Consider the following 18,671-nt stretch of genomic DNA (forward strand, 5'->3'; position numbering starts at 1 on the left):
CGTCTCGTTCAGACCCTTTTTCAACAGAAAGAACATAAGCAGGCATCATGGCACGAATAGTGATGAAATTTGGCGGCACCTCTATGGCAGGAATCGAACGTATCCGCCGGGTTGCCCAGATCGTCAAGCGGCAGGCCGATGCCGGGCACGAGGTCGCCGTTGTCGTCTCCGCCATGGCGGGGGACACCGACAGACTTGTCAATTTTTGCCGCGAGGCCAGTTCGTTATACGATCCGGCGGAATATGATGTCGTGGTGGCCAGCGGTGAACAAGTCACTTCCGGACTGCTCGCCATTGCCTTGCAATCGCTTGGCGCAAGGGCGCGCAGCTGGCTGGGCTGGCAAATGCCGATCCGCACCATCTCGTCGCATAGCAAGGCGCGAATCGAAACGATTGACGCCGAAGCCCTGACAGCCGCCATGGCAAGCGGTGAAATCGCGATTATTCCGGGGTTTCAGGGGATTAGCGAGAATGGCCGGATCACAACGCTGGGCCGGGGCGGTTCCGACACCAGCGCCGTCGCCATTGCCGCAGCGGTAAAGGCGGACCGCTGCGACATTTATACCGATGTTGACGGGGTTTACACCACTGACCCCCGCATTGTGACCCGTGCACGCAAGCTGAAAACCGTTACGTTTGAGGAAATGCTGGAACTCGCCAGTGTCGGCGCAAAAGTGTTGCAGACACGCTCTGTCGGTCTGGCGATGAAAGAAAATGTGCGTATTCAGGTGCTGTCATCGTTTAACGGGGATGACGCGCCGTGCGCCGATGACCTGCCCGGAACTATGATCGTTAGCGAAAGCGAAATGGAGAAAAATGATATGGAGCGTCAGCTCATCACCGGCATTGCCCATGACAAGAACGAATGCAAAATCACCCTGACCCGCGTGCCGGACAAGCCGGGCGCGGTGGCAAGTATTTTTGAACCCCTGGCCGATGCCGCCATCAACGTGGACATGATCGTCCAGAATGTCGGCCGTGAAAAAGGCGAAACCGATGTGACCTTTACCACCCCGGTCAGCGATCTTGACCGGACCATGCAGATACTGGAAAAGGCAAGGGACCAAATCGGTTATAACCGGATACTTTCTGATACCAATGTGGCAAAAATTTCCGTTGTCGGTGTGGGCATGAAAAGCCATGCCGGTGTTGCCTCTACGATGTTCAAGGCATTGGCCGAACGCGGCGTCAATATTCAGGCGATTACCACATCGGAAATCAAGGTCAGCGTATTGATCGAAGCAGATTATGCCGAACTGGCGCTGCGCGTTCTGCACACCGCTTATGGGCTGGATGCAGAGGAAACGGTTTAGGTCCTGAGGACGTTGCCTGGCAATTATCTCCACTGGACAAAGAAGAAACCGTCAGCCCTGAGCCGGATGCCGGAATAACGAAAGAAAAACATGGCCCAATCTAAACTCGCATCCCTGATGCAGCGCGGTACCGATCTGCTTGGCAGTGAAACCGCAATCATGTGCGGCGCGATGAGCTGGGTTTCCGAACGCAATCTGGTCAGCGCGATTTCCAACGCGGGCGGATTTGGCGTTATCGCCTGCGGTGCGATGACACCGGAATTGCTCGACACCGAAATTGCTGAGACTAAAAAGCGAACGTCTAAACCGTTTGGCGTCAACCTGATCACCATGCATCCTGACCTGATGAAGCTCATTGAAGTCTGCGGTGAACATGACGTCAGCCATATCGTGCTGGCCGGTGGTTTGCCTCCCAAGGGCAGCCTTGAAGCGATAAAGGCAACCGGCGCAAAAGTGATCTGTTTCGCGCCCGCCCTGTCGCTGGCAAAGAAATTCATCAAGTCTGGCGTTGATGCCATTGTTATTGAAGGCATGGAAGCGGGCGGCCATATCGGGCCAGTGGCCACTTCGGTGCTCGCTCAGGAAATATTACCGGAAATTGCTGACCAGATTCCGGTTTTTGTAGCGGGCGGTATTGGCCGCGGCGAAGCTATTGCCAGCTATCTGGAAATGGGGGCGAGCGGTGTCCAACTTGGCTCCCGCTTTGTCTGCGCCCATGAATCCATTGCCCATCCCAATTTCAAAAAAGCCTTCATTCGCGGCAATGCACGCGATGCTATTACCAGCGTTCAGGTCGATCCACGCCTGCCGGTCATTCCGGTCCGTGCCCTGAAAAACAAGGGAACCGAAGAATTTACGCGCAAACAGATTGAAGTCGCAAAGCTGCTGGATTCCGGTGAAATTGAAATGGGCGAAGCGCAGTTGCAGATCGAGCATTTCTGGGCCGGTGCGCTTCGCAAGGCCGTGATTGACGGCGATGTCGAATATGGTTCCGTCATGGCCGGACAATCCGTGGGCATGGTCAAAGCCGAAGAAAGCGTTGCGGAGATTCTGAAGTCGTTGGTCGAACAAGCCGAAGCGGCGCTGGCGCGATAATATTCTGTCCGTAACAGCACGCCCCCTTAACTGTCTTGCTTAAATAATACAGTTTGGGCATAGTCCGATCATGACCGATATAACCGCCGACCCGCTCGCCCGGATGGAGGAAGACAGCGCACGGGCCTATAACCAAGGCCTGACCCCGTTACACCCTCCCCAAAAATCGCTCTTGAAACTAAGCATCGCAAGCCTCTCTGTCCTTTTGATTATCGCGGCAATCGTTGCGGAATTTGTTATCGGGGAGGCGCTATCATTGGCGCCTGGCACGATCATCGGGCCAGCAACTGCCATTGCTTTCTTCCTTTTTGTCATGCTGCCGGGCCGTATCTATCGCCGTTGGGGTTATGACATGGGGGACGAACAACTCCGCATTTTACGCGGTTATCTTTGGCGGACAGATACAATCGTTCCGTTTAACCGTATCCAGCATATTGATGTGTCACAGGGGCCGCTGCAACGGATGTTCGGATTATCGACCCTGATCGTCCACACAGCAGGAACGCATAACAGCATTGTCACGCTTCCCGGCCTCAGCACCCCGGATGCGGAGGCCATGCGCGACACGATCAAGGACCATATCCGTCAAGACATGATATGACCGACGACACACAGTTCCGCCGGCTCCACCCGCTTAGCATCGTTCTGAAATCTGTTACTGCTATCGGCCAGAACCTGATCGGTATAGGCGTCCTATATTTCAGCGTTTTCGACCGGAACATAGCCTTAACCAGTCTTGCCACAATCACCCTGATAGCGTTTATCATCGGTGTGTTCGCGCTGATATGGTGGCGATTTACCTATCACGTCGGGACAAAGGAAATCCGTATCAAAAGCGGCCTGCTGCGCCGTAATAACCGGTCCATACCATTTGACCGGATACAGGATATCAGCCTGGAGCGGAACCTGCTCAACCGCCTATTGGGACTGGCCACGGTAAAGCTGGAAACCGGCGCGTCGGCGGGCGAGGATGGCAAACTGGATGCCCTTTCGCTGACCGATGCCCGGATATTGCGTGATATGCTGCGCGATTATAAATCGGGCATCACCGCCGGTGAAGGGGATATGCCGGGCACCGGACAATCCCCTCAAGCGGAAGAACGGCCCCCGCTTTTTGCCATGGACAACCGGCGGATTTTTATAGCGGGGCTATTCAACTTCTCGTTCATTCTGCTCACCATATTGGCCGCGATAGCACAGCAGCTCGATTTCCTTATACCCGACCAGTTTTTAAGGCCGCTCTATAGGATCAAAGAGTTCGACCAAGATAAGATATTCAATGGAATCAGCTTTGCCCTACAAATAGCGGGGCTGGTCGGCGCACTGGTTTCGCTGCTCTTCATGGGCGTGTTCAGCGGCGTCATTCTCACTTTCATTCGCGAATATGGTTTTCGTCTGGACCGCGTTGATAGCGGACGGCCGGGGTTCCGGCGCAGGCGCGGTCTGTTCACACTCACTGATATGGTGATGCCATTCCACCGGGTTCAGGCCGCCATTATCAAAACCGGCCCGATCCGAAGCCATTTTGGCTGGCATCATCTGCAATTCCAGTCCCTTGCTGGCGATGGCAAAGGAGAAAGCGATCATAGCGCAGCGCCGTGCGCCCGACTCGAAGAAATCGATCCGATATTAGCGGAAGCGGGCATCGATAATGTGACGGATGAACTGGAGTTTTTACCGGTTCATCCTGCCATGTGGTGGCGCGATGCTCTCATCTGGACGGCCGTGTTGCTGGCTGTCGGTATCGCTAACGGACTGCTAAGCCACCCCGCTGCATTCGGGCTGGTATTTCTGGCTATCCCGATCAGTATAGTAAAATATCTCAACTGGCGTCACCATCACTATGCGCTGTCCGATACGCATCTTTTCGTCCGACGGGGATGGTGGCGGAGCAAGCTGACTATCTTGCCAATCCGCAAAGTTCAGACTGTCGATATTGGCCAGTCGCCCCTCGATCATCCGCTTGGCCTTGCCTCTGTGACAGTGGGTGTCGCGGGTGGATCATCCATGGCCCCGCTAAAGATTTGTGCCATCCCGCTCACCGCCGCGAAGGCATTGCGGTCAAAACTGATTTCACCCGCCTTGAAAACATGATGCCGTGATCATGACACTTGACTTGCGCGGCCGAATATTCTCGGTTGTTGCAACAGTTACCACATTGCAGGAGTGAAAGATGCGCTGGGGAAATTTCAAAGCATATAGCATGATGTTGGTTTCGTTGACCGCACTGGCGATCAGTACACCAGCGCGGGCCGAGAATGAGGTCAGCAGCAAATCACCCCAATTGCATCAGATTATCGATGAATATTGGGCCTATACCCTGGAGCAAAGCCCGGTATTCGCATCTTCTCTGGGCATTAGTGATCCGGCTGGCCGGGTCAGGGATTACAGCCTTGAAGCCGAAGACAAGCGAGTCGAAAAGGCCAGGATCTGGCTAGAGCGGCTCAATAACATCGACCAGAACAGCTTGTCCGAGGCGGATTTAACCAATTACGGAATCCTTCACCGCAGTCTTGCCGAACAGATTGAGGCCAATAGCTACGGCCAGCGGACAATAAACTTTACCAATCGCGAAGGCTGGCATCAAAGCTTTGCCTTTATGCCAAACAGCATAGCCTTCCGTACGGTTGAGGACTATCAAACCTATGTCAATCGCCTGAAAAAATACGGCACAATCCATCAGCAATCGATAGCTGTCGCCAATCAGGCGCTGGAAGGTAGCTATGTTCAGCCCTGTGTTGCGATGGAAGGATTTGAAAAAAGCATTTCCGGACTGATTAAAGAAGACCCGAAGCAAACGCGCTTTTACGAACCATTCACCCGCACCAAACCCGAAAGCATTGACCAACAGGCTTTTGATAAACTGGCGGCCAGTGCCAGTGAAGCCATTCGAACGGTAATCAATCCGGCGCTGAAAGAACATCTCGAATGGTATAACACCCGCTATGCGCCCAACTGCGCCAAGGAGCCGGGCGTCTCTGCACAGCCCGGCGGCGACAAATATTACGAGTTTCGCGTTCGCCAGATGACAACCACGGACAAGACAGCGGACGAGATTCACAAGATCGGCCTGTCCGAAGTCGCCCGGATTCGCGCCGAGATGGTCGAAGTTGCGAAACAGGCCGGTTTCGACTCGCGAGAGGCGTTTATTCAGGATCTGCGGACCAATCCCGTATATTATGCAAAATCACCCGAAGAGCTGATGGAAAAAGTCGCGCGGGTAAACAAGACGATTGATGGCAAAATGCCCTCGATTATCGGGAAGCTTGCGCGGCTTCCCTATGGCATCAAAGAAATCCCGGCGGAAACGGCCGAGGGCACAACCACCGCTTATTATTACCCGGGATCACCCGAAGTCAGGATTGCCGGTTTCTATTACGTCAATACATCGAAACTCGACCAGCGGCCGTTTTGGGAAATTCCTGCGCTCAGCGTCCATGAAGCGGTCCCGGGCCATCATCAGCAAATTGCCCTGCAACAGGAACTGGATATGCCGGACTTTCGCAAGCACGGCGCGTTTTTCACCGCCTTTGTCGAAGGCTGGGGCCTTTATGCCGAACGATTAGGCATTGAAATGGGGCTTTACGACACACCCGCAAAGGATATGGGCCGCCTGTCTTATGAAATGTGGCGTGCGGCGCGGCTAGTAGTCGATACCGGCATCCATTCAAAGGGCTGGAGCAAGCAGCGTGCGATTGACTTTATGACGGACAACACGGCGCTGAGCGAAGCCAATATCGAAGCGGAGGTGAACCGCTATATCAGTTGGCCCGGTCAGGCGCTGGCCTATAAAATGGGTGAACTGAAAATCCGCGAACTGCGCGAAAAAGCCACCGCAGCGCTGGGCGAGAAGTTTGATCTACGCGAATTCCATGATGTTGTGCTCGGCCAAGGCGCGGTGCCGCTGGACCTGCTGGACGCGCAGGTCAGCCGCTGGATTGAAGCGCAGAATTGATCTGGCGCTATCCGCTTGTGTGGTGGATTTCTTATAGAAAGTGATGCGGGAGCGTGACTGCCCCCCGACCGGACTTCGGCTCGGGAGGCTTAACGCTAACGGATCATTCGCTCTCGTCACCTTCGGGAACCGGAACCGTTTCTTCTGCGCCGGTTTCCGGAGCCCTTTCATCAGCGCCCGGCGGCACAGCCAGCGCATTACCGGCCCGGTCGTTGGCCTTTTCGGCGGCCACAGCCTCTGCATCCTGGGCTTCCAGACGCGCACGCGCTTCTTCTGCGCCTGCTTCTCGTGCTTCACGCTGGGCTTCAATCTCGCGAAGCCGTTGTTCCACCACTTCGGCCTCTTCGTCGATGCTGGAAAGCCGTTTCTGGCGCTCTTCCTCAATCAACCGGCCCCAGTTGACCGTATCGTCTTGCCCTCGTTCGGCATAGGCCTGGGTCAACAGTTGCTGTGTGCAGCCGGTAAAGCCACCAGCGCCAACGGGCGAACAGCTTTGCGTGCCGTTTTTGCCAACATATTCATAGGAGCGGACGCGCTCTGACCATGCCTGATTCTTGGCATCGCCAAGCTCGGAACCACGGAGTGTTTCGGGAATGCGATAGCGTTCCGATTCGTCCTTGCGCGCACAGACAACAATTTCTCCTTCCGCGCTTTCCGGGCAGGGGTCATCGCCATAGATGATCAGTTGGTTGACCCGATCACCGGCCTCGTCCTGTGCGAGCGCAGGGCTGACCAACAAACCACTTGCGAAAAGCAAGCCCGCGGAGAGAAAAGCTGTCTTCTTCATATATTATCCTTTGTCATAACCCGAATGAACCGCCGCTGAAGCCCAGCGGCGCGGCTCTACCTTGTAAAAACTACGGGCTAAATCCGTTTTGAAAGCCCTATTGCCAGCTTGCAGCCCAGCCTTATGGCCGCGCTCAACACCGGATAACCGAATGTCTCTTCCGCGCCGGAGTCAATCGCAGTCTGCTTATGTTCCAGTTCCTCTTCCCGAAACTCCGCAATCTTGCCAAGCAGTTCAGGCTCATCTGCATCTGCAAGCTGCTCCATTTGCTCCTGATAGTGCAGGTCAATTTCTGTCTCGACAGCCGCTGTGCAGGCCATAGCCGCGCGTGGCCCCATGATCGCAGTGCCCGCGCCCAGCGCATAGCCCGCCACTTTCCAGAACGGTTGCAGCGCCGTTGGCCGGACATTGCGTTCGACAATCATGCGGTCAAACGCGTCCAGATGCCGTTGTTCCTGCTCCGCCATGAGGTGAATCGCGCTGCTATCGGGGGCATCTTCACCCATTACGGCAAGCTGCCCCTTATAGATTTGTGCAGCACCATATTCACCGGCCTGATTGACACGGATCATCGAACCGATATCCGGCCTTTCATTACCCAAGGTTGGTTTGCTCTGGCTGTCCTTAGCCATTACCCGCATCCTTCCGGCCCATGGCCAATAATCCCATGATGATCATCGCGCCGCCAACTGACAAGAGGAAATTAAACCCGGCCAGCGAAATGCCGAAAAGCGTCCACGGCGCAACGTCACAGCGTACCAGAGGTGCGTTCATGATCGAACCGAGCAAATCGTCCCCCGCCGCAATATTAGCCGCGCAAGATGTTATGCCTTCCCACCATCCATATTCAACCCCGGCATGGAAACCGCCGATCAAACCGCTGGTCAATATCGCCAACGCAGCGCCAAATACCAGATAGTTTGCCAACGGCCGCGGGTACAGTGCCGAGGCTGCCACTCCGAGGAAAATAGCGCCATAATGCGGCCAGCGCTGCCACATGCACATTTCGCACGGGTAGAGGCCAAACACATATTGGCTAATCAACGCGCCGCCAATCAGGGCCGCCGGGATAGCAATGGACAGCCGAAGCGCCGCGTTGGAAGGGGCCATATCCGAAAAGCTCCTAGTTTTTCGAAGCGGTAGCCGCTTTGGCTGATTTCTTCGCCGCTTGTGCTGCTGTCTTTTCCGCTGCCTTGTTCATGGCAACCTTAAGACCTTCTGGCCCAAGCCGCGAAAGGGTTTGCAGGGCATAGTGCAGCTGGAAATCCTCTATACCATCTTCTTTCAGCTCTTCCGCAGTTGCCTTGAAACGCGGATCATCCTTAAGATCTTCTTCCAGCACCTCATCTTCCAGACCTACTTCATTGATAAGATGCCTGCGCAGATCGGATTCGCGGAAACGCGGACGGGTTTTGTAATCGGGGTCGGATAATTGCGGCACCAGAATATCCGGCTTGATACCGCCTTCCTGAACCGATTTGCCCGATGGCGTATAATAACGCGCCGTGGTCAAACGCAAAGCGGAATCATTGGACAATGGCAACAGGGTCTGCACCGATCCTTTGCCAAAGCTGCGTTCACCCATCACCAGCCCGCGATGATGATCCTGCAACGCACCGGCAACAATTTCAGAAGCAGAAGCGGAACCCGCATCAATCAGGACAATGATAGGCAGGCCGTTTGTGGCATCACCCCTTGTGGCGAAATAGCGTTCAATGTCGGATTTACCGCGTCCGCGCTGCGAGACAATTTCCCCGCGCGAGAGGAATACGTCGGAAACATTCACCGCTTCATCCAGCAATCCGCCGGGATTGGAACGCATGTCCAGAATATACCCCAATGGTTTCTGGCCCAGCGCCTTGTCTATGCCGAGGATCGCAGCCTGCACATCTGCTCCGGTATCGCTGGAGAAGCTGTTGATGCTGATCACACCCACCTTGTCCTTAAGTTCCCAAGTGACAGGTTTCAGGTCAATGATCGCCCGTTTCATCGACACGTCAAACGGTTTATCCCGACCCGGCCGGACGATGGTAATGCTGATCGGGGAGCCGGGTTTGCCGCGCATTTCCTCAACCGCTTCATCAAGCGAACCGCCGTAGATCAATTTGCCGTTGATATGGGTAATATAGTCGCCAGCTTTTACACCCGCTAAATCAGCCGGCGTATCCTTGAACGGCGCTATCACTTTCACCGCCCCATCTTCCATTGTCACAGAAAGGCCAAGACCCCCATAATTGCCGTCCGTCTGTGTCCGCAGGTTTTCAAAGTCCTTGGCATCCAGAAAGCTGCTATGCGGATCAAGGCTGGCCAACATGCCGTTTATCGCGCCTTTGATCAGGTCCGTGTCATCCACCTGGTCAACATATTCCGACCGCACCCGGTCGAACACGTTCATAAACTGTTCCATCTCGCGATAGGTGCTCGCATCGACAGCCGAAAGAGCAGACGTAGCCGCAGGCAAGAGCGCAACGGACAGCACCAGAGCGGTGGCTTGCAAGAAAGGCTTTTTCATAATCGGCATCCTGTAAACTTTACTATAGCACGAATATAAGCGCGAATCCGCGATAATGCCAACCAATCAATAAATCAGGGCAGCAATATCAATCGGGCGGCCCTGGCGGCGCAGTTCGACCGTAACATTGGGATCACCCCGCCCCGCTGCACGGCCAATCGGTGCGCCCTGCTTCACGCTATCGCCTACCTCTACATTGATCGCCGCCATATTGGTAATCAGGCTGGTCCAATCCGCATCATGTTCAATAATCAGGATATTGTCATACCCGCCATACGGACCGGCAAAGGCGACCCGGCCATCGGCTGGCGCGACAATCTGCACATCCGGTTCCACGGCAATCGTCAATCCGCGAGAGCGATAACCGCTGTCCGACCGTTCACCCAGGCCGGTGACCAGATCGCCGGTCACGGGCAAAAGGTAAGCCGTAGCGATGTTCCGGCGCGCAGGAAAGCGAGTCGCCTGAACCCCGTTTCGATTCGGGCCGTTTTGACTCAGGCCATTCGGATTCGGGCGTAACATCGGGCCGTCCAGCGCGGCCAGCGATTCGCGAACAGCACCGCTTTCCCGAATCTGCCCCATCAGGTCGAGTATATCGCGCGCTTCTTCACCCAGTGCCAAGGCACGGTCCTGCCCCAAAACAGTGGGAAATTGCAGAGCACCGGCTTTTCCATTGGATGTCAGATAAGCAAGCTGTTTTCGCCGCTGAGTCAAACGCCGCTGGCTTTCATCAAGGGAAGCGACTGCCCGCGCCGACTGTATCCGCAGTTTTTCGCCTTGGTTGACTTCGCTGCGTAAACTGGCCGTGCGGCGTTCAATTTCGGGGAGCACCGTGGACATGACCGAGCGGATATAGATAAGTTCATCCAGCGACCGTGGCTCAACAATGGCCAGCGCCGTCGGCTTACGGGTCATCATCTGCAAGGCAGCAGTGAGCCGCACCACCGGCTTTTGCTTTTCGGCCAGCCGGTCGCGTTGGCGGTCCTGCAACCGTGTAACGATCGCTATGCGCGCCCGTGCCGCCCGGATATCGGCCTCTGCAGCCTCTATACGCGCCGCCATGGCCGCAGCTTCGATGCGAGCCTTGCCTGCATCATTGGTTGCGGTTTCTGCCTGACGGAGCAAGGCAATGCTGCGCTGCTGTGCTCTTTCCGATTGTTCGCGTGCGGATAATAAAGCCCGCTGTTCGTCAGCCAGTAACGGGTCGCCGGTTTGTGCTGGCAGGGCTACTGTAAAAAACACGCCTGTCGCCACCAGAATGAACAGGATGACAAGCCCGCGGATCACGCCCTATCCCTCACGATGATAGGGGTGGTTTGCGATAATCGCAGTCGCCCGGAACAATTGCTCGGCCAGCATTGCACGGGCCATCAGATGCGGCCATGTGGCTTTACCGAAAGAAAAAAAATGGTCGGCGCTGCTGCGCTCTTCACTGGTCAGACCATCGGCGGCCCCGATTAAAAAGCGCGCTTCCCGGACACCGCTATCGCGCCAATCGCTCAAGATATTGGCAAAGGCTTTGCTGGTCCAGTTTTCCCCGGTTTCATCAAGCGCAATGATTTTTGTCTGATCGCTGATTTTCGGGGTTTTTCCGCCCTGTTCGGGCAATTCGCTCAGTTTTACGTCCCAGTTGATTCGCTTGATATAGCGGTCAACCAGTTCCTGTTCGGGGCTGCGGCCAATTTTCCCGCGAGCGACAATATGGAGCCTCATGACCGGTAAAGCTGCCGAATCAGGCTTCGGCAGCCTCTGCTTCGGAAGCTTCTTCTTCACCCACAGCCCACATGCGTTCCAGATTGTAAAAGCTACGCACTTCGGGGCGGAAGATGTGAACGATCACATCGCCTGCATCAATCAACACCCAATCGGCATTGGCAAGCCCTTCGATTCGCGCCTCGCCACCGGCTTTTTTGATATGCTCCGCCAGCTTCTGCGCCATGGACGCGACCTGCCGAGTCGATCGCCCTTCGGCAATGACCATATGATCGGCAATATTGCTTTTTCCCTCAAGCGGAATGGAAACAATATTCTGTGCCTGATCATCGTCGAGCGATTTCATCACGAGAGCATAAAGGGCATCTGATTCGGCTTTTCCTTCCTTGGAAGTAGCGGATTTCAGCACTTTGCTTTTCGATTTCGTCAATTCAAATCCTATCAATCTGTCTGGCAAACCAATTTATGCGTCACGGTGTCGCGGACACAGTGAGTTGCATATTGTTTGTGCCAATGGGGCCGGGCCATCCGGATCGCGGTGGCAGAGCGGGGGTCGGGACGATAGCGCAAAAATGTCAGCGCTGGCGTACTCCAGTTAGTCCAGTTCATCCGCTGGCTCGCAGGCCGGACGGAGCGCCGGAGCCATGCCATTGCGGGTGCCGCAAAAGCATCGTCATCATAGCCGGGACGCGCGATAACTGCAATCGGCAATAATTGGGCAATTTTTCGCCAGTCCTTCCAACGGTGAAATTGAGCCAGATTATCCGCCCCCATGACCCAGATAAATTGCCGTTTTGGATAGCGCCGGACCAGCGCTCGCAGCGTATCATACGTATATCGGGTGCCCAGAGTCTGCTCAATAGCCGTCGCCTTTATCGCGCTGCGCTGTGCCATTTTCTGCGCCGATGCCAGCCGTGCGGGAAGCGGAGCCATATCCCGGGCCTTTGCCTTTAGCGGATTGCCCGGCGACACCAGCCACCACATTTCGTCGAGCGCCAGTTCCTGTATGGCAAACAGGCTGATTGAACGATGTGCACCATGCGCGGGATTGAACGACCCGCCAAGAAGGCCCGTCGTCCTCACCAATTGATGCTCAAGGCCGGACCTGCCCTGTCCCGCGCACTACCCATTTATAGGTGGTCAGCCCTTCCAGCGCGACCGGACCACGGGCATGCAGGCGGCCCGTAGAAATGCCGATCTCTGCGCCAAGGCCGAATTCACCGCCGTCGGCAAACTGGCTGGAAGCGTTCCACATCACTATCGCACTGTCCGCGCGCCGGATGAACTGGTTGGCGACCGCTTCATCTTCTGCCACCACGACATCCGTATGATGGGAGCTATGCTCGGCAATATGGGCCAGTGCCTCTTCCAGTCCGTCAACCATGCGAACCGATACAATCGGGGCGAGATATTCGGTATCCCAATCCTGACTGTCCGCTGCCACAGTCCGCGAATCCAGCTCCATGACGGCATCATCACCGCGCACCTCGCAACCGGCATCCAGTAACGCGCGGATCAGGGCCGCGGGTGCAGGATAATCCTGATCGATCAGCAATGTTTCCATCGCCCCGCAAACCCCGGTGCGCCGCATCTTGGCATTGACCGCAATGGCAAGGGCCTTGTCCGGATCCGCCGATTTATCGATATAAGTATGGTTGATACCATCAAGGTGGGCGAGCACGGGAACCCGCGCCTCTTCCTGTACGCGGGCGACAAGCGACTTCCCGCCGCGCGGAATGATGATATCGATCAGGCCAGCGGCTTTCAGCATCGCTCCGACAGCGGCGCGGTCCGTTGTCTGCACCAATTGGATCGCATCTTCCGGCAAGCCTTCCGCCGCCACCCCGGCAGTCATCGCCTTGTGGATCGCCCGGTTGCTTTCAATCGCCTCTGACCCGCCGCGCAAGATAACGGCATTGCCGGACCGCAGCCCCAAAGCCGCTGCATCCGCTGTCACGTTGGGCCGGCTTTCATAGATAATCCCGATCACGCCAAGCGGAACCCGCACACGTTCCAGAATCAAGCCATTGGGCCGCTCATTACGGTCGATAATCGCGCCGACCGGATCCGGCAGAGCCGCCACCTGCTCAACTGCCGATGCGATGCCTTCTAGCCGTTCGCCGTCGATCATCAGGCGGTCGAGCATGGCATCGCTCAACCCGTTGGCACGGCCATTGTCCATATCTTTTGCATTGGCAGCAAGGATCGCAGGTTGGTCGGCACGCAGCTTTGATGCGGCAGCGTTCAGGGCGCGGGCTTTCTGCTCGTCGGTTACAGTGGATAAAACCGCAAAAGCGGCGCGGGCGCGTTGGCCCATGTCGGTTACAAGTTGTTCATGTTCTGTCATGCCCGCCTGCTAGCATGGCTATGGCTTGGCGATAAGGAAAAAAGTCTTTGCGGCACAGGCCAATTTTATTTTCGACAAAGTGATAAATCGCACAAACGACTCGAAAATTCGTATTAATGTGCAGAGATTTTACATATATTTTGCAACTCATCCGATCTGTGTTTCGATTCGTCACGAGTCCAACCCCGATGATTCGCACCGCCCGCGCCCCTCTGCTACCCGCGATTTGGGGATTAGTTTAGAGTATCGGGAATGCAAAACCAAAATTTGAAGGGCGGATTGTCCGCGCGCGTGGACCGTATGTTCACGGACCGCGAGTTTTTCATGCGCGCCAATGGTCAGGTCCGTTTTCTGACCATATCGGCAAAGCTGCAAAAACGGATCGCAATGGCTGTCGGCGTTATAATTGCGCTCTGGCTGTTGGTTACGCTGGTGATGACAGTCAGCACGTTGAGCGCATCTGGTGAACGGATAGCGCTGGCGAAAAAGGAAGCCGCGGTAAATAGCGGGCAGAGCGAGATTGCCGCCTATAAGGCATCGATTGACGGCCTTGCCAAAGACCTGATCCGGCGTCAGGAAGCGATGGAACAGATTACGCAGCAGTTTATCGGCGAAGAAGCTATTAGCGGCGAAGAGCTGAAAAATGGCGCCATCCCCCTCTCCGACGACGGGAACAGTATTTCGGGCAACAAGCTTTCTGCAAATGGCAAAAAGATCAGCGCCGCCTTTCCGGAAGCGGCCATGTTGGCCCGGCTCGAATCCCGCCAGATCAGCTTTGCGGACAAGCTGACCCGCGCTGCCCTGGCCCGCACGGCGCGCGTCGAAGCGGCTATCCGCAACTTCGGGCTTAACCCTGCGACTCTCTCCCCCAAATCCAATAAGGCCGCTGGCGGTCCCTATGTTCCGCTTTTTACAGATGGTGAAACACAGATGCACCCGACGCTGAAACGGCTGAACGATGCCTTGTTGCAGATGGATCATATAGAACGTATCCTGCTGGCCATTCCGTCCGCCGTGCCAACGGGATCAACCGACCTGGGCATGATGTCGAGCGGCTTTGGCTATCGCAGCGATCCTTTTAACGGCAGCGGCGCGATGCATAGCGGCATTGATTTCAAAGGACGCAGCGGCCAGCCGGTATTATCGGCCGCTCAGGGCACTATTACCCATGCCGGGTGGAAATCCGGCTATGGCAAAACAGTGGAAATCACACATGGCAACGGACTGATGACGCGCTATGCCCATCTTTCCGGGATTCAGGTCAAGGCTGGTCATAAAGTAAAGAGGGGCATACAAGTGGGGGCAATGGGAAGCACGGGCCGTTCAACCGGCACGCATCTTCATTTCGAAGTGCGGTTAAATGGCGCGGCGATTAACCCCCGACCTTTTCTAAAGGAGAATACAGATGTTCTCAAAGTTCAAAGCCTCGCCAGACAGCGAGCCGACGCCACCAGCACCAAAGAGCAAACCGATAGAACAGGCTCCCGTCGTGGCTAGAAACAACAGCAACAATCAACCGAGCTTTTCCGTCATCGGGGACGGTATCGTAATCACCGGCAATATCGACGCGAAAGTCGATCTGCATATTGACGGCGAAGTGATTGGCGACATTAAATGCCAGTCGCTGGTGCAAGGCCCGTCGAGCAAGATTCAAGGCTCTATCATCGCCGATAATGCCAATCTGTCCGGATCGGTCGAAGGCTCCATCGAAGCAGGCGATCTGGTCATCAATTCCAGCGCCCGTATCGGCGGCGATGTCTCCTACGAAAACGTCAAGATCGAACAAGGTGGCCAGGTTGACGGACGATTCAAGCACAAAAGCAACCGGACACCGCATCTGAACAAGAACACGCTCGATGTGTCCGCGAAAGCACCGTCACTGGAGCTGACGTCTGGCGAGAAAGCGGCTTAAGCTTTTCGGGCGGACGGCATTGCCATCCGCCAAAGTTCAGGCAAACGTCCTGTTCAGCACCCCATTCCGCTTGCCCTGAGCCTGCCGAGCCGCAAGCGGGCCGAGGGTCAACGGGGGCCTATGCCCTTTATATTCTGTCAGGCTCCCCGCTAACGGAGCGGGCCGATAATAGCTGCGGCACAATCGCTAACTTCACTAACTTCACACCTAGGACGCTTTATTTTCCGCCAAATCTTTCGGAAATGGACCTTATAGGCCCGCAACAAAGCAAGCTGTTGGATTTAGGCGCAATTATCCCCCCACCCCTCATTCCCGCGCAGGCGGAAATGACGAAGAATTTGGAACGGCACCACCTTGGCTGCGCGCATGATATTCAAGGATGAGAAAGAACAGATGGGGAACTAGCATGACTGCGCCCCTGTAGGACAGCGCTTTCTGGTAGCATCTGCGGATTGCGTTTCACACTTGAGGCGTCAGATAACCGGAAGGTTGTGGCAGCCACTCTGGGCTCCGCATCGAGTGCGGAGCACGGCAAACTTCACCGAACCAAGCTAATTACGCGGAGCCTGCCGCCGGTAGCTTAGGGCCTCTGCCACATGGACGCGGCTGACCTGCTCCACCTCTGCCAGATCGGCGATCGTGCGGGATACGCGCAGCACCCTTGTATAGCCGCGCGCGGAGAGGCGCATGGCAGCGGCGGCTTGCGCCAATAATTGCCGTCCGGCTTCATCCGGCGTTGCAAATTTCTCCAGCGCGCCGCCATCAATCTCTGCATTGGTGCGGGCGTCCAGACCGGCATAGCGCGCGCTTTGCAGGTCACGTGCCCGCGCCACCCGCGCCGCGACCATTTCGGAGCTTTCGGCAGGCGGCGGCATGGTGAGGTCAGCAGCCGACAGCGCCTCCACCTCCAGATGCAGGTCAATCCGGTCGAGCAGCGGCCCCGACACCTTTGCCTGATAATCGGCGGCACATCGGGGCGCACGCGAACAGGCCAGCGCGGCGTCCCCCAAATGGCCACAGCGGCACGGGTTCATCGCCGCCACCATCTGCACCCGCGCCGGAAAGGTCACATGGGCATTGGCGCGCGCGACGCTGACTTCGCCGGTTTCCAGCGGCTGGCGCAGCGAATCGAGCACGGCGCGCTGAAATTCCGGCAGTTCGTCGAGGAACAATACGCCAAGATGCGCCAGACTGACCTCTCCGGGCCGCACTTTCAGGCCGCCGCCCACCAGCGCGGCCATCGAAGCACTATGATGCGGGGCGCGAAAGGGGCGGGTGCGGCTCATCCGGCCGCCCTCCAATGTCCCGGCGACGCTGGCCACCATCGACACTTCCAGCGCCTCGGCGGGTGATAGCGGCGGTAATATGCCCGGCAGGCAGGACGCAAGCAGCGATTTTCCCGATCCCGGCGGACCGTTCATCAGCAGGTTGTGCCCGCCCGCCGCCGCGATTTCCAGTGCGCGCTTGGCGGTTTCCTGCCCCTTTACGTCTTTCAGGTCGGGACCATAAACGGGCGCCGCTGCCTCACCGGTGCCGGGCGGAGTCAGAACCGACTGGCCCTTGAAATGGTTGAGCAGAGCGAGCAGGTCATGCGGTGCCAATATTTCGATATTGCCCGCCCATGCCGCTTCCGGACCCTGCATTTCCGGACATATCAGCCCCAGTTTTTCGCCCGATGCGTGCAGAGCGGCAAGCAATACACCCGGCGTAGAGGCCAGGCGCCCGTCCAATGACAATTCCCCCACGACAATATATTGGGCCATTGTCTCCGCATCGATAACCCCCATCGCACCAAGCAGCGCCAGCGCAACAGGAAGGTCGTAATGCGATCCTTCCTTGGGCAAGTCCGCCGGTGACAGGTTGATCGTGATCCGCTTGGGCGGCAAAGACAGGCCCAGCGCCGCAATCGCCGCGCGCACCCGTTCCCTGCTTTCCGCCACGGCCTTGTCCGGTAATCCCACAATATTGAAAGCCGGCAGCCCCGGTGCGACCTGACATTGCACCTCTACGCCGCGCGCTTCGAGGCCCAGATAAGCGACGGTGGAAACCAGTGCTACCATTTCATACCGCCCCGCATGCCTTTTGCCCGGTGAAATAGTGGCAAGAATCATGAAAAAAGTCGATCAAAAGCAATGGCTTGGCCGGAACGGTCAAAAGCGGAAGGGCGTGATCGGCGGGGCTTTGGGTGGATTGCTGCGTGATCTGGCGCAACGGGGTCCACTTGACAATCATTACCCTTATTTAAATCGATATGCGACCAAAAGCCTGTTTTCTTCGACAGTCCGGCTTGCGGGTTCTATGGGGACACATCACATAATAGGTATGACCGTGGATATTGACGAGATTCGGAGAAAAAAACGCGAACGCAACACGGCGGGAACGCGCCTTGCGCTCACGATCATCGGCTTTGTGCTGATGCTGCTCTCCCCCATTATCGGGGCGCTGCCGGGGCCGGGTTTCATCATCATGTTCCCCATCGGTCTGGCGCTGGTGCTCAAAAATTCGCGCTGGTCCAAGCGGCGTTATGTCGATTTCAAGCGGCGTTTCCCGCAATATGGCAAGTGGACCGACTGGGCCATGCGCCGCAACAGGCACAAGACTTTGCCGGATGATTTCGAGCTGCCGATAGTGGGCAAGGTCAAAACCAAGTCGGAAAGCTGAAACATTAGAGTGATTTCGAGTGAAATGGAACATTTCACGGCTCGGAAATAACGGTAAAGCAATAAACTAGGCCCCAATTTTGATTCAATTAAAATTGAACAGGGTCTAGTGCCTAATTATTTATCCAAACAGCGGGCTAATGCTTGACTTTGCGCGGCGTCACACTTATTCGCAGCGACAACACGGGGCCGCAACTTTTGGCGGCCTTTTTAATTGACATTTCAGACGTAGGATAAACGCGATGAAGCGCACATTTCAACCGAGCCGCCTGGTCCGTAAACGGCGCCATGGTTTCCGCGCCCGCAAAGCAACGGTCGGAGGCCGCAAAGTCTTGGCTGCCCGCCGTGCGCGTGGCCGCAACAAGCTCTCTGCCTAA

19 protein-coding genes are annotated in these 18,671 nt (G+C 56.2%); 9 read left to right on the plus strand and 10 right to left on the minus strand.

Going from position 1 to position 18,671, the window contains the following annotated elements; all coding sequences use genetic code 11:
• Positions 1-47 precede the first annotated feature (47 nt).
• From VIN76_RS10040 to VIN76_RS10060, 5 genes are all read left to right on the plus strand, one after another.
• Positions 48-1,313, plus strand: coding sequence for an aspartate kinase (locus VIN76_RS10040; protein WP_332041702.1), 1,266 nt, complete (start codon positions 48-50; stop codon positions 1,311-1,313).
• Between the two features lie 90 nt (positions 1,314-1,403).
• Positions 1,404-2,408, plus strand: coding sequence for a nitronate monooxygenase (locus VIN76_RS10045; protein WP_332041703.1), 1,005 nt, complete (start codon positions 1,404-1,406; stop codon positions 2,406-2,408).
• A gap of 70 nt (positions 2,409-2,478) precedes the next feature.
• Positions 2,479-3,009: a PH domain-containing protein gene (locus VIN76_RS10050; RefSeq protein ID WP_332041704.1), complete on the plus strand. Its 531-nt coding sequence runs from the start codon at positions 2,479-2,481 to the stop codon at positions 3,007-3,009.
• Positions 3,006-4,502 carry a PH domain-containing protein gene (locus tag VIN76_RS10055; protein WP_332041705.1) on the plus strand — a complete coding sequence of 499 codons (1,497 nt, stop codon included), beginning with the start codon at positions 3,006-3,008 and terminating at the stop codon, positions 4,500-4,502. The genes VIN76_RS10050 and VIN76_RS10055 overlap by 4 nt, the downstream gene beginning before the upstream one ends.
• A 79-nt stretch (positions 4,503-4,581) precedes the next feature.
• Positions 4,582-6,363, plus strand: a complete 1,782-nt coding sequence (locus VIN76_RS10060) for a DUF885 domain-containing protein (RefSeq protein ID WP_332041706.1) — start codon at positions 4,582-4,584, stop codon at positions 6,361-6,363.
• A 103-nt stretch (positions 6,364-6,466) separates the two neighbouring features.
• On the opposite strand, the gene VIN76_RS10065 is transcribed toward VIN76_RS10060, so the two are convergent.
• The 9 genes from VIN76_RS10065 to VIN76_RS10105 form a co-directional block, all read right to left on the minus strand.
• A complete protein-coding gene (locus tag VIN76_RS10065; RefSeq protein ID WP_332041707.1) occupies positions 6,467-7,150 on the minus strand; it encodes a hypothetical protein in 684 nt (227 codons plus the stop codon).
• A 77-nt stretch (positions 7,151-7,227) separates the two neighbouring features.
• Complete coding sequence (locus tag VIN76_RS10070; protein ID WP_332041708.1) at positions 7,228-7,782, minus strand: demethoxyubiquinone hydroxylase family protein; 555 nt, start codon at positions 7,780-7,782, stop codon at positions 7,228-7,230.
• Positions 7,775-8,260 (minus strand): disulfide bond formation protein B, encoded by a 486-nt coding sequence (locus VIN76_RS10075; RefSeq protein ID WP_332041709.1) that lies wholly within the window; start codon positions 8,258-8,260, stop codon positions 7,775-7,777. The genes VIN76_RS10070 and VIN76_RS10075 overlap by 8 nt, the downstream gene beginning before the upstream one ends.
• Before the next feature lie 13 nt (positions 8,261-8,273).
• Positions 8,274-9,662 (minus strand): S41 family peptidase, encoded by a 1,389-nt coding sequence (locus VIN76_RS10080; protein WP_332041710.1) that lies wholly within the window; start codon positions 9,660-9,662, stop codon positions 8,274-8,276.
• A 66-nt stretch (positions 9,663-9,728) separates the two neighbouring features.
• Positions 9,729-10,949 carry a murein hydrolase activator EnvC family protein gene (locus VIN76_RS10085; RefSeq protein WP_332041711.1) on the minus strand — a complete coding sequence of 407 codons (1,221 nt, stop codon included), beginning with the start codon at positions 10,947-10,949 and terminating at the stop codon, positions 9,729-9,731.
• Positions 10,950-10,952: 3 nt separating this feature from the next.
• Entirely contained in the window at positions 10,953-11,375 is a 423-nt protein-coding gene (locus VIN76_RS10090; RefSeq protein WP_332041712.1) for a 23S rRNA (pseudouridine(1915)-N(3))-methyltransferase RlmH, read from the minus strand.
• A gap of 19 nt (positions 11,376-11,394) precedes the next feature.
• Complete coding sequence (gene rsfS, locus VIN76_RS10095) at positions 11,395-11,721, minus strand: ribosome silencing factor (RefSeq protein ID WP_332041727.1); 327 nt, start codon at positions 11,719-11,721, stop codon at positions 11,395-11,397.
• A gap of 95 nt (positions 11,722-11,816) precedes the next feature.
• Positions 11,817-12,458, minus strand: a complete 642-nt coding sequence (locus tag VIN76_RS10100) for a nicotinate-nucleotide adenylyltransferase (RefSeq protein WP_332041713.1) — start codon at positions 12,456-12,458, stop codon at positions 11,817-11,819.
• A gap of 10 nt (positions 12,459-12,468) precedes the next feature.
• A complete protein-coding gene (locus VIN76_RS10105; protein WP_332041714.1) occupies positions 12,469-13,722 on the minus strand; it encodes a glutamate-5-semialdehyde dehydrogenase in 1,254 nt (417 codons plus the stop codon).
• A gap of 252 nt (positions 13,723-13,974) precedes the next feature.
• Between VIN76_RS10105 and VIN76_RS10110 the strand changes: the two genes are divergently transcribed.
• On the plus strand, positions 13,975-15,219 hold the full coding sequence (locus VIN76_RS10110; RefSeq protein WP_332041715.1) for a M23 family metallopeptidase: 1,245 nt from the start codon (positions 13,975-13,977) through the stop codon (positions 15,217-15,219).
• On the plus strand, positions 15,212-15,634 hold the full coding sequence (locus tag VIN76_RS10115; RefSeq protein WP_332041716.1) for a polymer-forming cytoskeletal protein: 423 nt from the start codon (positions 15,212-15,214) through the stop codon (positions 15,632-15,634). The genes VIN76_RS10110 and VIN76_RS10115 overlap by 8 nt, the downstream gene beginning before the upstream one ends.
• Before the next feature lie 551 nt (positions 15,635-16,185).
• On the opposite strand, the gene VIN76_RS10120 is transcribed toward VIN76_RS10115, so the two are convergent.
• Positions 16,186-17,694, minus strand: a complete 1,509-nt coding sequence (locus VIN76_RS10120) for a YifB family Mg chelatase-like AAA ATPase (RefSeq protein ID WP_332041717.1) — start codon at positions 17,692-17,694, stop codon at positions 16,186-16,188.
• Between the two features lie 49 nt (positions 17,695-17,743).
• On the opposite strand from VIN76_RS10120, the gene VIN76_RS10125 reads away from it, so the two are divergent.
• On the plus strand, positions 17,744-18,295 hold the full coding sequence (locus VIN76_RS10125; protein WP_332041718.1) for a hypothetical protein: 552 nt from the start codon (positions 17,744-17,746) through the stop codon (positions 18,293-18,295).
• A 241-nt stretch (positions 18,296-18,536) separates the two neighbouring features.
• Positions 18,537-18,671 carry a 50S ribosomal protein L34 gene (gene rpmH, locus VIN76_RS10130; protein ID WP_332041160.1) on the plus strand — a complete coding sequence of 45 codons (135 nt, stop codon included), beginning with the start codon at positions 18,537-18,539 and terminating at the stop codon, positions 18,669-18,671.

The sequence above is a fragment of the Parasphingorhabdus sp. genome, assembly GCF_036568145.1.
GTDB lineage: Bacteria > Pseudomonadota > Alphaproteobacteria > Sphingomonadales > Sphingomonadaceae > Parasphingorhabdus.